13 protein-coding genes are annotated in these 15,816 nt (G+C 41.4%); 8 read left to right on the top strand and 5 right to left on the bottom strand.

Annotated features, from left to right (window positions below; all coding sequences use genetic code 11):
• Positions 1-96: 96 nt before the first annotated feature.
• Positions 97-966: a polyphosphate kinase 2 family protein gene (locus IQ244_RS09725; RefSeq protein ID WP_193892805.1), complete on the top strand. Its 870-nt coding sequence runs from the start codon at positions 97-99 to the stop codon at positions 964-966.
• Between the two features lie 322 nt (positions 967-1,288).
• Positions 1,289-1,516: a DUF4327 family protein gene (locus IQ244_RS09720; protein ID WP_193892803.1), complete on the top strand. Its 228-nt coding sequence runs from the start codon at positions 1,289-1,291 to the stop codon at positions 1,514-1,516.
• Between the two features lie 264 nt (positions 1,517-1,780).
• On the opposite strand, the gene IQ244_RS09715 is transcribed toward IQ244_RS09720, so the two are convergent.
• The 4 genes from IQ244_RS09715 to IQ244_RS09700 form a co-directional block, all read right to left on the bottom strand.
• Positions 1,781-2,887, bottom strand: a complete 1,107-nt coding sequence (locus IQ244_RS09715; RefSeq protein ID WP_193892801.1) for a sensor histidine kinase — start codon at positions 2,885-2,887, stop codon at positions 1,781-1,783.
• A gap of 148 nt (positions 2,888-3,035) precedes the next feature.
• On the bottom strand, positions 3,036-3,746 hold the full coding sequence (locus IQ244_RS09710; protein ID WP_193892799.1) for a response regulator transcription factor: 711 nt from the start codon (positions 3,744-3,746) through the stop codon (positions 3,036-3,038).
• Positions 3,747-3,836: 90 nt separating this feature from the next.
• A complete protein-coding gene (locus IQ244_RS09705; RefSeq protein WP_193892797.1) occupies positions 3,837-4,547 on the bottom strand; it encodes an NYN domain-containing protein in 711 nt (236 codons plus the stop codon).
• Positions 4,548-5,792: 1,245 nt separating this feature from the next.
• Positions 5,793-6,740, bottom strand: a complete 948-nt coding sequence (locus tag IQ244_RS09700; protein WP_193892794.1) for an SGNH/GDSL hydrolase family protein — start codon at positions 6,738-6,740, stop codon at positions 5,793-5,795.
• 349 nt (positions 6,741-7,089) lie between these two features.
• Between IQ244_RS09700 and IQ244_RS09695 the strand changes: the two genes are divergently transcribed.
• From IQ244_RS09695 to IQ244_RS09670, 6 genes are all read left to right on the top strand, one after another.
• Entirely contained in the window at positions 7,090-7,230 is a 141-nt protein-coding gene (locus IQ244_RS09695; protein WP_190709609.1) for a hypothetical protein, read from the top strand.
• Between the two features lie 186 nt (positions 7,231-7,416).
• On the top strand, positions 7,417-10,311 hold the full coding sequence (locus IQ244_RS09690) for a glycerol-3-phosphate acyltransferase (RefSeq protein ID WP_193892791.1): 2,895 nt from the start codon (positions 7,417-7,419) through the stop codon (positions 10,309-10,311).
• On the top strand, positions 10,308-10,655 hold the full coding sequence (locus tag IQ244_RS09685) for a cupin domain-containing protein (protein ID WP_193892788.1): 348 nt from the start codon (positions 10,308-10,310) through the stop codon (positions 10,653-10,655). The genes IQ244_RS09690 and IQ244_RS09685 overlap by 4 nt, the downstream gene beginning before the upstream one ends.
• A gap of 804 nt (positions 10,656-11,459) precedes the next feature.
• Positions 11,460-12,587: a sodium-dependent bicarbonate transport family permease gene (locus IQ244_RS09680; RefSeq protein WP_193892785.1), complete on the top strand. Its 1,128-nt coding sequence runs from the start codon at positions 11,460-11,462 to the stop codon at positions 12,585-12,587.
• 84 nt (positions 12,588-12,671) lie between these two features.
• Positions 12,672-13,004 (top strand): P-II family nitrogen regulator, encoded by a 333-nt coding sequence (locus tag IQ244_RS09675; protein WP_193892782.1) that lies wholly within the window; start codon positions 12,672-12,674, stop codon positions 13,002-13,004.
• Between the two features lie 277 nt (positions 13,005-13,281).
• A complete protein-coding gene (locus IQ244_RS09670) occupies positions 13,282-14,643 on the top strand; it encodes a cation:proton antiporter (protein ID WP_416209768.1) in 1,362 nt (453 codons plus the stop codon).
• A 377-nt stretch (positions 14,644-15,020) separates the two neighbouring features.
• On the opposite strand, the gene rimJ is transcribed toward IQ244_RS09670, so the two are convergent.
• Positions 15,021-15,596 (bottom strand): ribosomal protein S5-alanine N-acetyltransferase, encoded by a 576-nt coding sequence (gene rimJ, locus IQ244_RS09665; protein ID WP_193892776.1) that lies wholly within the window; start codon positions 15,594-15,596, stop codon positions 15,021-15,023.
• Positions 15,597-15,816 lie beyond the last annotated feature (220 nt).

Below are 15,816 nucleotides of genomic sequence, written 5' to 3'. Positions count from 1 at the left end.
GCAATCATTACATCTTATGGCAGCTGTTTGATTGCCCACCTACACACTATAAATACTGGATATTTCATACTTCATACTTCACACTTTATACTTTATATGAATCATGATGCTTTTATTGTGCCGCCAAATTCCCAGATTTCTCTACGAAAAAATTATGACCCAGCTTATACAGCTAATTATCATGACAGAAATGATGCTGCACTAAAATTAAGGTCAGATATTGAAAGATTAGCCAAGTATCAAGATATTCTTTATGCCCAAAACAGCTATGCCTTGCTAATTATTTTTCAAGCAATGGATGCTGCTGGCAAAGACAGCACAATTAAACACGTCATGTCTGGGATTAATCCCCAAGGTTGTCAAGTCTTTAGTTTCAAATCTCCTAGTAATGAAGAACTAGATCATGACTACCTATGGCGCACAATGAAGTCTTTGCCAGAAAGGGGGAGAATTGGCATATTTAACCGCTCTTACTATGAAGAAGTGTTAGTAGTGCGAGTTCATCCAGAAATTCTCCAAAACCAGCAACTACCTCATTTACCAAAAGGTAACAAAATCTGGCAACAACGTTTTGAGGAAATCAATAATTTTGAAAAATATTTAGTCGATAATGGGATTATTGTTCTCAAATTTTTTCTCAATGTCTCGAAAGCAGAACAGAAAAAAAGATTTTTAGCGAGAATTGATGCTCCAGACAAAAATTGGAAATTTTCGGTTCATGATGTCCGAGAAAGAGAATTTTGGTCAGATTATATGGCTGCTTACGAAGATGTTTTTCATCAAACTAGCACCGTACACGCTCCTTGGTATATTATTCCTGCCGATCGCAAATGGTTTATGCGTATGGTAGTGGCTGATATTATCTGTTCTAAATTAGAGTCACTGAAGTTAAAATATCCCACCGTTAGCGAAGAAGATCAGCAGCACCTTTTGCAAGCAAAGTATGCCTTAGAGCAAGAAGAATAACTCATCATTGTATCAATTTAATTAATCTACATAAACTTTTCTAAATCTGCTCTACCTAGAGGCTGATCACAAGCCTATGCAAATATGTCATTCTGAGCAAAGTGTCGATATTCAGATTTTGTCCCCGTGTGGCTAAATAAAAATCAAAATTAATTAGATAGTTTATGGATATAATTTAATCTCCTCAATTACGTAGCTTCAGCTAGATTGAATGCTGTAGTTCTTCACAATGTTCTCAAATTTTTTTGATAATTTTAAGATAAAGTCCAAGCATTGATTGCTTTGGCATTTAATTCCTTGATAATAAACAAAGGAACCAGCTATGGATACTGCTGTTAAATACGACATTGAACTAATTAAAGAAGAAGCACGCCAACTAGTGAAAAAGGGACTTATTAGCCGTCAACGTCCAATTTATGCTTTGTGCAAGTATATCCCTGAACGTGAATGGGCTATTTTTGAACTTGAACTAGAAAAAAACGAATTTTTGCTCCGAGATAGAATTATTGACCTATTGGGTAGTGAAAATTGGGAAGAAGATGGCAGTTGATCATCCAAGTTATTAATCTTGGGACTGGTTTGACGGGAATAAATAGGCGATCGCAGCCCAACCAGAGATAGTGAGTAAACTCACCAAACAAGAAGCCAGGACAAGAGTAGTCATCTCAAAAATGAATTAAAACTCTAGTTTGAATATCTTCAAACTATCAATTGAGTATGACAGTAATGCGACTAGCTTGTGTCAATTCTTTGTACAAATAAAGTGCTGAGTGCTGAGTATAAAGCTAGTTCTTTCAAAGCTTTGTCACAGTCATTAAGCTAACGGTAGACTAAACCGAAATGTACTACCAATTCCTAATTCGCTTTCTACCTGAATTTGTCCACCTTGTAATTCAACTAAATGCCGAGAAATAGTTAAACCAATACCAGTTCCACCCGAATGGCGATCGCGTGATTGATCGGCTCGCCAAAACCGCTCAAATACGTGGGGTAAATCTTGTGGAGCAATACCAATACCTGTATCACTCACAGCAATCCATAGTTGGGATGCTTCCGTCCAAAGTTGCACAGTAATTGTGCCATTAGTAGTGTAACGAACGGCATTTCCTACTAAATTGACTAACACTTGTTCAGTGCGGTCAACATCTGCCAATACCAGAGGTAATGGTGTTGGACAATCTAAACGTAGCACTGGCCCATCTTCTAACAGTTGTTCACTAAATCTTTCTACCAAAGATTCTAATAAAGGACGTAGATTTATCGGTTGTATATTAATTGGTAAATAACCGGCTTCTGCTTTAGAAAGTTCTTGTAAATCATTCACTAATCTTTCTAAGCGGCGAGTTTCTCTGGCTAAACGCCGGTAAACTTCTGGTGATGGTTCTATTTCACCATCTGCTAATTCTTCTAAGTAACCACGCACAACTGTCAAAGGTGTCCGTAGTTCATGAGTCATATCACCGATGAGTTCTCGTCGTCGTGCTTCCACGCCCTCTAAACTGGCCGCCATACGGTTAAAACTTGCACCCAAGCGATTCAGTTCGGGAATCTCAGACATAGGTAATCGCGCATCTAACTCACCAACAGCAAACTTTTGGGTAATTTGTTCCATTTCCGTCAAGCGCTGCATAATTCGCTTAGACACCCAGTAACTCAATCCTCCCGCCGCTGTCGTACCAACGATAACTGACCAAATGGTACTGCGCCGCCAAGCTGTTTCAAAACCTTCCACTAGTTCAGTACGGACATTAATTAAATCTAACCCCTGACTTTGTAGCCGCTCTAAGTGCAGCACAAAAAAACGGGGTGACGAGACTTTACTAATAGTCACAAAACTAGCTACCCCCACAATCATGACTACCAAGTGGGAGAAAAACAAACGTGATGCCAAAGGCAAGGATTTTGTCCAAGGCCAACTCATTTTAAAAAGTAAAAAGTAAAAAAATAATTCCCCAAAATTAAGGAATTTGAAGCAAATACTTTTTTCAGGGAGCTTATTACCCTATAAATGTTACTGCTTTTTTTGCCTTTTAACTTTTTACTTTTGCCTTCTGTTTTGTGCATCACGCTCACATTACAGGAGAGTCTTCAAATTTATAGCCAACTCCCACAACAGTTTTAATAAATGAGGGATTAGCTGGGTCAGGCTCAATTTTTTTGCGTAACCGCGCTACATGGGTGTCAACAACCCGTTCGTCACCAAAAAAATCATCTCCCCAGAGTTTATCAATTAACTGAGTGCGGTTCCAAACTCGCCCAGGATTACCTACAAAGGTGCTTAACAAATTAAATTCCAGGTTGGTTAAGTCTAAAGTTTCTGCTTCTTGGGAATTTAACTGGCGAGAAGCTGTGCGTTGTTCGACATCTACAATAAAGTTTTGCGTCCGCGTGACTTGATGTTGTCCGCCTTGGCGGAGACTACGCCGCAATAACGCCCGCACTCTGGCTACTAATTCTCTGGGGCTAAAGGGTTTAACCATGTAGTCATCAGCACCAGTAGATAAACCAATCACGCGATCGATTTCTTCACCCTTGGCTGTCAACATCAAAATATAAGGGTCTTTTGTACCTGGTTTTTGCCGAATTCTGGCACAAACCTCTAATCCATCCAACCCAGGAATCATTAAGTCTAGAATGATTAAATCAGGTGGTTGCTCTTGAAACATCCGCAAGGCGTTCACACCATCGCGGCTCATCCGACAAGAAAATCCTTCTTTTTCTAAAGAAAGTTGGATTAACTGAGCAATTTCAGATTCATCCTCAACAATTAAAATATCCATCGCAATTCAAAATTTAGCGGAATACGCAGAGTTATTTCCTGGCTTGTAATTGTACTCTAAAAACCTGCGATGGTTGATAAGTAGTGGAATTTACAGGTGGGAATTAGACAGTGAGCGATAGTTGTAACCCAAATGGGAATCTTTTTGAATTTCTTGTTTAATGCTATCAAGATCAAGAAAGTAATCAGCAACATCAATCAGGCTATCGCTGGTCATTGGTCGCAAACTTACGACTTCAACTCGACCACCTTTGCTAGTGACAGCTTCGACAGCATAGGCTAAAGCACCATCACCACTGACCAAAATAGCCGTATCGTAATAGGGCGCTAAAGTGATCATATCAACAGCAATTTCTACATTCAAATTAGGCTTTTTAGTATGGTCTGTCAGCTGTGCTTCTTTGGTAACTACTCGATAACCATTTCGCCGCATCCAAAACAGAAAGCCTTGTTGTTTGTCATTTGCCCGTGGGCGTGCTGGTGTTGGTCGTGCAACATCAACTATTGTGTAAAAGAAAGCTCGCAACAACCGTGAACCAGAGGTTAAACGACACAGTAATTTGAGATAGTCGATTTCAATGCCTAGTTGTAAAGCTGCATGAAATAGATTGACACCATCAATAAAAATTGCAACTCGTCCACGGTTTAATCCGTTGATTGTTGAACTGTTAGTTTTCGGTTCTCGATCGTGATAATTATCACTTTTGCTTGGATTCTTCAAGACAATTTTCGCTGATGAAGGCGATTCTTGTTCTAGAGGTTTATAGGCATTTCTGGCTTTGGTAAAATTAGTGAAAGTCATTGAATCCTCGGAAATTTTAAATTTGTGGAGACTGTTGAGAAATGACCAAGAAAGCATCTGTGCTAGTTTATTTACCTAGCAGCAAATGATGTTAAGCTATTTGTACTTAAGCTGTTAGCTGTCTAAGTTGCACATTAAATTGCAGAGTTTGTATTGTGTCATTAGTCATTGATATTGATGAGAGCAAATGAAAAAATGACTAATGAGTTTATACTTAGCAGCATTAGCTTAATACACAGGTATTGTGTTAATTTTGCAGATTCCAAAAATAAACGCTCCAGAGTTGTGAACTCCAATCAGAGCGAGTTTTACGAGATATTCCCTATGCCTACAACTATACGGCTCTTTATCTATTCCCTCTGCATCCCAACTTACCACAGGATGCTAACACTTGCTCAAAGGCAATTTGCTGTAAGGTGAATAGCGAAGAGCGATCGCATCTATATCTTATTGTACAACTCTATTGCAAAATCCTTCAATCAAAGTAAGGGTTGTATATTGATATCAACATATATAGTAGTTGGATTCAATATTCCCAAAAATTTTCTATCTCTATATTTAGGTTGATGGCAATTATAATTTATTTCAAATTAACAGTAAGAACAATTACAGCAATATTTGAGCATATTTGCTATTTAAAGTTTATCTACTGACAAAATCAGTTAAATAAGCTGGTGGTAAAATTGTCATCAATATAACTTATCAACTTAACCTTTAATTCTTCTTAAGATGGAGTGCATTGATTGAGTAATAGAGGTAAATTTATATCTAGACTAGTCCACAAAATGTCTTTGCTCATCTCCTCCAGTGGTTATTTAACCCCGGAGGTTATTTTTTTGATCCAGTATTTATTGGGTGATGACAATTAATAAATTTGGTTTGTAAAATAAATTACTCTCTAGACGGAAAATTAAGAAATGCTAAGTATAATTCTTATTTTTACTGAGTATCATGTTATTCTGGCAATGATTTGTACCTAAAGCAAAATGTTAGAGAAACTACGGTTCCTTCTTGGTTAATTTGTTTTAGGCAGTCTGATAAGGTAAATCCAAGAATTTTCTCAAACTGAGGAAATAAATCTGGGTTTCTTGTTTAATTCACTTTGTTTATAACACGCTAACAAACCGATAACACGAGCGCGCCAGTTTTATTCCGCTTTAACTGGCGCTTTTTCTATTTTGACAACTGCTCATTTGTCAGCTTTTGAGACATATCTTGTAGCGAACGGCTTGCTTAATTTTGACTTTATAGTCCCAAAATTTCTAGAAGCGATCGCTCAATCACTCCACTCACGAACTGATTACCCTGCAAATTCATGTGGATGCTGTCATGATATAAGGCTTGAACATTGGCAGTTTCATTAAATAGCGGTAAAAAATCTATATAAGGAATTTGCTGGGTTTTGGTAAACTCATTCAACCGTTGACGCGCGGTAATTTCGTAATCAAGGGGGCCAGGTTCGCCGAGTTCTCGCCGTAAGGGAGTCATGGCTAAGAGAAATTTGCTGTTGTGTTGAGTGACTATGGCTTGAATTTGCTTAATTGCTTCGAGATTCACACCCACGCGATCGCCTGATTCTGCTTGAATTGCTTTCAATTCAGGAATTGGCTGTTGTTTAGTTATATAACGCTGCCATACTTCGACTAATCCTAAAGGCGGTTTACTATCTGGATAGTTGCGATCGCGGCCTACTGGTAAAGCTGTAGGATTATGAGCAAACAAATCGTCAGTATTAATTAATAAAACTATTATCTGCGCCTGAAAACTGCCAAATCGCTGTAAATAAGCGAGTTCATTTCTTGGCCCCCAAGAATTAGCCGAAGCATTCAAAACCTCAACTTGGGGATATTTGTCAGCGATCGCTGATGTGAGCGAATTCATGATTAAGCTAGAGATGGTATTTTTTTGATCCGTCCACCAACCACCATTGGCGATGGAGTCTCCTAAAAGTAGTACTCGCAAAGTCGAAGATGCAGGGATTTTGGTGATGGGGCTGCTACGCATGGAAAACTCGTTAATTTCAATGCGATTACCAAAGCGACGAGTATTTTGATTCGGTGCTAATAAGTACCCAATCTGGGAATCACCAATGTAAATTAGGGGATTGCCAAAACCAAAGAGCGATCGCAATCCCATCTCAATCACAATTAGTAGCCCTATTAGTCCCAAAATCATGAATATTACTACTTTCACTTGTTAATCCTCACCGATGATTTCTGCAAATTCCCAAGTATAAAGTAATCAACTATACTATATTTTTTCCGTAAGTTCTGGCGAAAGTATTAATTTATCAACTCGTAGATTTACTGAAAATTGCCCATAATCAGCGACCAATATCATGAGTTTTGATTAATTAATACCAAAGATATATTGATTCTTTGTATAAAGTGAGTCATTATCACTAAAGGCATAAGTAAATTTAGTGATGTATTTGTTGCAAAGCTTAAAGAAAATAACAGGAGAAACTTAACTTGTTTTGCTAACAGAAGGACTACAATCAAAACGGACAAATTAGGACTCTAACGAAGGAGGATTAAAGGCGATGTCCGACTTAAATAGAGGAATTATGAAATTTGAGGGTGCAGACTCTCCCAAATTAGTGACTATTTCTACTGTGTTGCTTTTGGGTTCGATTGCTGGCCTGATTATTTGGGCGCTGCAAGCGGCATACGCCCTAGATTAAGTAACAAGGTGCAGAAAAATTAGTTGTTTGGTGGACACTGGCAAAACAACGGTTTCTGCCACTGCTATGTGTCCATTAAACATATAATCAAAATGTCTGCACAACCGTTAGAAAACTTCAAAAAGATTTTAGACTTTGCGATTTGAGATTTTAGATGCAATATAAATCTAAAATCCAACATCAACAATGCTTGAACTTTGGGGTGCCTTAGTTATTTTAATTGCCTGCCCCTTATTAGGAGGCTTACCTCTGATAGCCTGGATTACCAACGGGTTAACAGGTAGGCGATTGTCACAAATAGGCACAAAAAACATCAGCGTCTCAGCCGCGTTTTATCATGGCGGCACTTGGGTAGGACTTTTGGCGGTATTGTCAGAAGCCTTAAAAGGAATTGCCGCAGTTTTTCTCACACGTATTTTTTTCCCAGATGGATCACCCTGGGAAATAGTCGCCTTGATTGCCTTAGTCTTAGGGAGATTTTGGTTAGCTAAAGGGGCTGGTACAACTAACGCAGCTTGGGGATTTCTCATTCATGATCCTCTGGTGACAGTATTTGTCAGTTTTTTGGCAATCACGACATTGCTAGTATTTCGTGCCAAAAAACCAGTAAAGTACGGGGTGTTAGTTTTGTTTCCCTTACTTGTGACCATCGTGCATTCAGATGATGTATTTAGAATGCTGGCAGCGATCGCCTTAGCTGGCTTACTAGGCTGGATTTATCGGCAAATGCCTGATGATTTAGATTTACCAGCCCAAGAAGCACAGACAGATACACAAGCAACATTAGAAAAGTTGCAGGGCGATCGCCCCATTTGGACTTTAGATAATGAGTTAGATGGGGCAATAGTTGGGCAAAAAGCCGCCACTCTCTCGCAAATTAAGCGTTGGGGTTATCCTGTACCGAAAGGTTGGGTTGTTGTCCCTGGCGCTGATCCAGAAAAGTTAATCGCCATTCTCCAACCATCAGATTTATCCCCGTTAATCGTTCGTTCATCAGCCATTGGGGAAGATTCGGAACAAGCTTCCGCTGCTGGACAATATGAAACCGTGGTGAGTGTCACCAGTAAACAGCAATTGCAAACCGCGATCGCCCAAGTCCGTGATTCTTACAATCATCCAACGGCTGTGCAGTATCGTAGCGATCGCGGTTTACCAGAAACAGCGATGACTGTACTGGTGCAACAGCAAGTACAGAGTGTGTATTCCGGCGTGGCTTTTACCCGCGATCCAATTACTCAGCAAGGTGATGCGATCGTCATTGAGGCCTTACCCGGTAGTCCAATTCAAATCGTCTCTGGACAAGTCACACCAGAACCATACCGCGCCTTTGTAGTCGAAACAGACAATATCTCATCTATTCATATAGAAGGTACGGGACAAGTCCCCCAAGCCATCCTCAAACAAGTTGCTTACCTCGCCCACCGGATTGAAAAACGTTACCACGGTATACCCCAAGATATTGAGTGGAGTTATGACGGTCAAACTTTGTGGGTGTTACAGGCGAGGCCGATTACTACGCTGTTGCCAATTTGGACAAGAAAAATTGCCGCGGAAGTGATTCCTGGAGTAATTCATCCTTTAACTTGGTCAATTAATCGCCCGTTAACTTGTGGCGTTTGGGGAGATATTTTCACAATTGTTTTAGGCGATCGCGCTTCTGGGTTAGATTTTAGTGATACTGCTACACTCCACTACTCCAGAGCTTATTTTAATGCCTCCCTCTTAGGAGATATTTTTCTGCGGATGGGGTTACCACCGGAAAGTTTAGAGTTTCTCACCAGAGGTGCAAAAATGAGTACACCGCCTTTGCAGTCAACGGTGCAGAATCTTCCAGGATTAATCCAACTGCTGAAGCAGGAATTAAATTTAGACAAAGACTTTAAGCAAGACTACCGCCAATTATTTATTCCTGGGTTATCGCAATTAGCCCATGAGTCAATTGAGGAGATGGATGCGTTAGCAATTTTAGCGAGAATTGACTTTAACTTAGAATTATTGCGGCGTGGGACGTATTACAGCATTTTAGCGCCCTTGAGTGCGGCAATTAGACAATCAATTTTTCGGGTCAAAGATGGGCAGATTGATAACAGTGTGACACCAGAAGTTGCCGCGTTGCGATCGCTCAGTGCTTTAGCCGCCGACGCAAGACAAGTATTACTAGAGTTTGAACCAGACAAAGTTTTTGAACAGTTAGAACAAACTCCCGAAGGACAAAAAGTTCTTTACGAATTTAACGAACTGCTGGAAGATTACGGTTATTTAAGTGATGTGGGGACTAACATTGCTGTTCCTACCTGGAAAGAAGACCCCCGACCAATTCAGCAGTTATTCGTCCAGTTGATTCAAGGTAATCAACCGGAAACTGGCGATGTTGACCCAATTAATCGCGCCTTATCAGGTAAACGTAAGCGTGGCTTTGTTCAAGAACGTGTGGATATCAAAGGACGGGTAACAGAGGTTTACTCGCGGCTATTAGCCGAATTGCGGTGGCGATTTATTGCAATTGAGAAAACTTGGTTAAAATCTGGGTTACTCAAAACAGCCGGAGATATTTTCTTTTTAGAAATAGCCGAAATTAGACAACTTATTGCCGAAGCTGATAGTCCTTTGCGAGAACGCCTAGCAGAAATTATCGAATATCGGCGATCGCAATTTATTGAAGATAGCAAAATTCCCCAAGTCCCAATTTTAATTTACGGCAATACACCACCGCACCCCCTGGCACCTTCTCCTATATACTCTGACCAAGTATTACAAGGTATTCCCGCCAGCCACGGACAAGCGGTCGGTCGAGTCAAAGTTGTGCGGAGCTTACAAGATATGCCCTACATCGACCGCGATACCATTTTAGTTGTACCCTACACCGATTCTGGTTGGGCCCCTTTGTTAGTTCGGGCTGGTGGACTAATTGCGGAAGCCGGCGGGAGATTATCTCATGGCGCAATTGTCGCCCGTGAATACGGTATTCCCGCGGTGATGGATGTCAGAGGTGCAACTTGGTTATTGCAAGATGGTCAACGAGTCAGAATTGATGGGTCTAGGGGTATCGTAGAACTATCTAATGACTTAAGACCTCAATGATTACTACTTCCCTTAGTAATTTGCCAGAAGAATCCGTTTCCCACAATCCTGATATCAAAAAAAAGGTGATGTTACGCCTTGGCGATATACCTCACCTCACCAATTTTTCTCAAGCCCGTTTTGCACCCGGACATACTGCACCCGCCCACGCCCATCTAGATATGTGTGAAGTATTTTTTGTCGAAGCTGGTTCAGGGATAATTCGTGTGAATCACCAAGAATATCCTCTACTTCCCGGAAACTGTATTGCCATCGAACCAGGAGAAGTTCACGAAGTAATTAATAATGGCGAGACTGAACTTGTTCTTACCTACTTTGGTTTACGTGTGGAATCACAAGTTTAATTATTTAGGGACTTTCAATTGATTCCACCAATAAATCTGGGGGTTCTCATACAAAGGAACTATGGGTCACAATAATCAGAAATAATACTTAATATAAAATTTATCTATCTTATTAATTACCGAAACCTTACTTACTCAACAGGTATAGTATTTTATCTATGTAAGCAATTTAATATTTATTTAATAATAAGACTTATAAATGATCAACATTGACTAGGAAAGTTGTAAGCTATTTCTAACCGTATTGAAGTTGGTGATAAATAAAACTTACAACTTTTGTAAGTTTTAGCAATCAATTTTTTAAACTCTCTTCGGCTGAAGCATTTCCTATGGGAGACTCGTTTCAACGACGCTCCATATAGAAAAGCACTATAAGTCTGCTGTGTAAAGAAAATTTTAATTTCTTTGCCTAATTTTTCATGCTTATAAAACATGAAATTCATTTCCAGCGGCAGGCAATTTTTACAAATAAAAACTTTGCATTTTCTGTCAGCAAAACCCTATTAAGCCAACCGTAGATTTCTTGAACAACTTGGCGGAGTTTGAGAAAACGAATGGCAATCCTGATCGGCAGTCTGTTGTTGAGACTTCTTTGCACGCGCGATCGCAGATGTCAGATTCCATTCTCCAGCCGACTTTTATCTATAACCCATCCTTTCTATGAAAAGGGTCGGCTCTAGTTCGTTTGACCTACCGTTCATTGACCTCAATGATGGCAATCACGAATCTCATCCGGTTTAATAACCTCCGGTTCATTTAGTTCATTTATTGCAATACTCGTCATTCGAGGAGAAGGAGGCATTCGTGGATTTTTTGTCCTTATTTTTAATCGACTTTGTTAAGCAGTTACAGTCACCAACACTCGGCTTTCTGATTGGTGGGATGGTCATTGCCGCCCTTGGTAGCGAATTGGTAATTCCAGAGGCCATTTGTACGATCATCGTCTTCATGCTGCTCACCAAAATCGGTCTGAACGGTGGTATTGCGATCCGCAATTCCAATCTGACTGAGATGATTTTACCTGCGGCGTTTGCTATAGTCACAGGTATTCTTGTTGTCTTCATCGCGCGCTATACATTGGCCAAGCTGCCGAAGGTCAAAACAGTGGATGCGATTGCGACCGGGGGTTTGTTTGGTGCCGTGAGTGGCTCTACGATGGCTGCTGCCCTGACGCTACTGGAAGAACAAAAGATCCCATACGAGGCATGGTCTGGCGCACTCTATCCATTCATGGATATCCCAGCGCTCGTAACTGCGATTGTTATAGCCAACATTTACATCAACAAGAAGAAGCATAAAGAAGCAGCCTACTCTATTGGGCAGCAGTCTTTCAGCGAGCAGCGCGTTGCGGCTGGCGATTATCCCGATCAAAAAGATTATCCCAGCAGCCGTCAGGAGTATCTCAGCCAGCAGAAGGGGGATGCGGATAATCGGGTCAAGATATGGCCAATTATCGAGGAAAGCCTCCGGGGTCCTGCCTTATCGGCAATGTTGTTAGGCCTCGCTCTTGGACTGTTCACCCAGCCGGAAAGTGTCTATAAAAACTTCTATGATCCCGCCTTTCGTGGTTTGCTTTCGATCTTGATGCTGGTCATGGGGATGGAGGCTTGGTCAAGAATTGGCGAACTGCGTAAGGTAGCCCAATGGTACGTTGTGTATAGTGTGGTGGCACCGTTTTTGCATGGGCTAATCGCCTTCGGTCTCGGCATGATTGCCCACTACGCCACGGGATTCAGCATGGGCGGCGTTGTGATCCTGGCTATCATCGCTTCCTCTAGTTCAGACATCTCAGGGCCGCCCACGTTGCGAGCCGGTATCCCTTCAGCTAATCCCTCCGCCTATATAGGCGCATCCACAGCCGTCGGTACGCCAGTTGCGATCGGCTTGTGTATACCATTCTTCATCGGTCTCGCCCAAGCGATCGGCGGCTAATCCCAGACGGATTGAGGTCTGTCGGCGCTTCCTTGACCGGGCAGACCAAGTAGATAAATTACATCATTTCAGGAGGTAACCAACATGGGCAAGCGTGCCAACAAGCTCGTCATCGTCACGGAAAAAGTGCTGATGAAAAAGGTCGCCAAGATCATTGATGAATGCGGGGCGACTGGTTATACGGTGGTGGATACCGGCGGTAAAGGCAGTCGCAACGTGCGCTCTACGGGTAAACCCAACACTGCCGACACCGATTCCAATGTAAAGTTCGAGGTACTCACCGACAATCGGGAGATGGCAGAGAAAATTGCGGATCAGGTCGCAATCAAGTTTTTCACCGATTTTGCGGGCATTATCTATATCTGTGAAGCAGAGGTACTGTACGGGAGACATTTCTGTGGACCAGAGGGCTGTTGAATCGAAATGACGCGCCACGAAAGGAACAAGCGAGTCATTAGTGCTAGTTTTTGTGGTTTAGACGGCTGTTGGATGGAGACGACGCAGACCCTAAAGGCCGAGGTCATGACCTCGGCTTTTGAGTGACCGTGTTTCGTATCCGCAGGACGTTGACCCTGGCGCAGAAGTCATTCCCCCCGCAGTTTTATAACTTCCTCAAACCCTTAACCTTCATTGCTTTAAACTCATGATTTTGTCCAACATTCTGCCTCCTTTCAGTGGGGGGATGGCCGCTCTCATGGCTCCGATACCATTCCTGGCGACTGTTGTTGCTGAGGATTCACCAATTATTCTGTCTGGCGTATTGCTGACGCTGGTGGTGATTTATCTGGCCAGCAAGTTCGGCGCAGAGATCGCTAGGCGATTGGATTTTCCGCCCGTCCTGGGGGAACTGGTCGCCGGTGTGATTGTCGGTGTTTCGGCGTTGCACCTGGTGATCTTTCCTGAAGGAGGGCTGTCTGCCTCTGACTCGGTGATTATGACAGCGCTGCAAGGATTGAACCAATTGGCACCGGATGCGCTGACCCGGATCTTTGAGTCGCAAAGTGAAGTGATTTCGGTTCTGGCTGAAATCGGCGTGATTATTCTGCTATTTGAAATTGGACTGGAATCCGATCTGCGGCAACTGAAGGAAGTGGGAATTCAAGCCACGGTTGTCGCCTGTGTCGGAGTCGCGGCACCTTTTGCGGCGGGAACAGCAGGGTTAATGATGCTCTTTCATGTCGCAGCAATTCCAGCGATTTTTGCGGGGGCCGCGTTAACGGCAACGAGTATCGGCATTACCTCTAAAGTGTTGTCAGAGTTAGGTCAACTCAAATCCAAAGAAGGGCAAATCATTGTTGGCGCGGCGGTGATTGATGATGTCCTCGGCATTATTGTCCTGGCTGTAGTCGCCAGTTTAGCCAAAACCGGTGAGATTGATGTCGCCAATGTCATTTACTTGATTGTCAGTGCTACGGCATTCTTGATTGGATCAATTTTGTTGGGGGGTGTCTTTAACAAAAGTTTTGTGGCGATCGTGGATCAGCTCAAAACCCGTGGAAATATTGTGATTCCGGCATTTATCTTCGCTTTCTTTATGGCATTTTTAGGGAACGCCATTCATCTCGAAGCGATTTTAGGTGCCTTTGCAGCAGGTTTGGTGCTTGATGAAACCGATACCCGGAACGAGTTAGATGAATTAATCAAACCGATCGCTGATTTACTTGTACCCATCTTCTTTGTGACTGTGGGAGCGCGTGCGGATCTCGGTGTTTTGAACCCGGCGATACCAGAGAATCGGGCGGGACTATTGATTGCTGTCTTTTTGATGGTGGTGGCGATTATTGGCAAGCTGATCACAGGTTGGGCAGTGTTTGGACAACCTGGTATCAATCGAGTGGCGATCGGGGTTGGGATGATCCCGCGAGGAGAGGTGGGTCTAGTGTTTGCTGGCATCGGCTCAGCTAGCGGCATTTTGGATAAGCCCCTGGAGGTGTCGATTATTATCATGGTAATTTTGACAACTTTCCTGGCTCCACCTTTTTTACGGGTTGCCTTTGGTTCATCCACGAATCCCATCCCAGAATCTACCACGGCTGTAGAAGCAGCGAGTGAGTAACGATTTTGTGCCGAAAGTTAAAACCTGATTTTCGTCATTATGGTAATTTTAACAACTTTCTTAGCACCGCCTTTATTGCGCTTTGCATTTAAACAATCAGCAGCAGAAAAAGAGCTTTTAGAAGAAGCCAATTTACTCAGCTAATTACTTTTCCATCAATATCTATCGACAGAAAAGGTAAAATTTATCTCTTTTACCTTTTTTGTTTTTATTGTTTCTAGTATAGGAATCCGACTTGATTATTGAAATTACTTGTGTAGGGAGAAAATAGGAAACAGGGAACAAGAAAAGAAGTAACACAGGTGTACTGAATTTTTTTCAGAAATTAAATATGATTCCTATATGTAGCATTATTGTATAGGTATAATTATACTGAATTAGTATTCCCTTGCTTGCCAATGAGGATTAGTCAGACTTGTGAGAATATGATCTTGCCATTTACCATTAATTAATAAATAGTCTCTGGCATATCCTTCGACGACAAATCCCAGGCGTTTCAGCACATTACCGCTACGTTGGTTATGTGGCATATAATTTGCCATAATCCGATGAAAATTTAAATCATCAAATACATATTGAATTGCTACTTTGAGTGCTTCTGTCATGTAGCCTTTGCCTTGCTCACTTTCTGCTAGGCTATAACCTACATAACAAAAATGGGCGGCTCCCCGAATAAAATTATTAAAATTAATAGTTCCCAGGATTGCTTGAGGATTTTTTTTAGAAAAAATAAATAGTTTTAAAGATTGGTCATGAATGAATTCTAAAAATGTATTTTCTAGTTGATATTGCCAATACAGTTCTGTAAAAAAATCATCTACCCATTGAGGATAAAATGGAGTTAGATAAGCTTTATTTTCCCGAAAATATCTTAATATTTGGGGAATATCTTCTTTGATAGCTATGCGTAATAACAGGCGATCGCTAGTAATAATTGGTAATTCCGAATTCATACAAATTTGACTAAATTAACAACTGATGACTACGGTATTTAGACTTATTGACTTTTTTTATTCCATCTGTGTACGGCTGTAGCTGCTGCTCGAAAATAGTAAAACTGTTATAACAAGATTTATCAAAATTAGCATTTTCTAGATTTGTACAGCAGAAATCTGCTTAAACTAGGTTTTAGTTGGCAAGTTGGTTTAATTAATATATATGTACTATAAAACA

Source organism: Nostoc sp. LEGE 06077 (assembly GCF_015207705.1).
GTDB lineage: Bacteria > Cyanobacteriota > Cyanobacteriia > Cyanobacteriales > Nostocaceae > Nostoc_B.
This window is presented reverse-complemented; position numbering and strand designations above follow the sequence as displayed.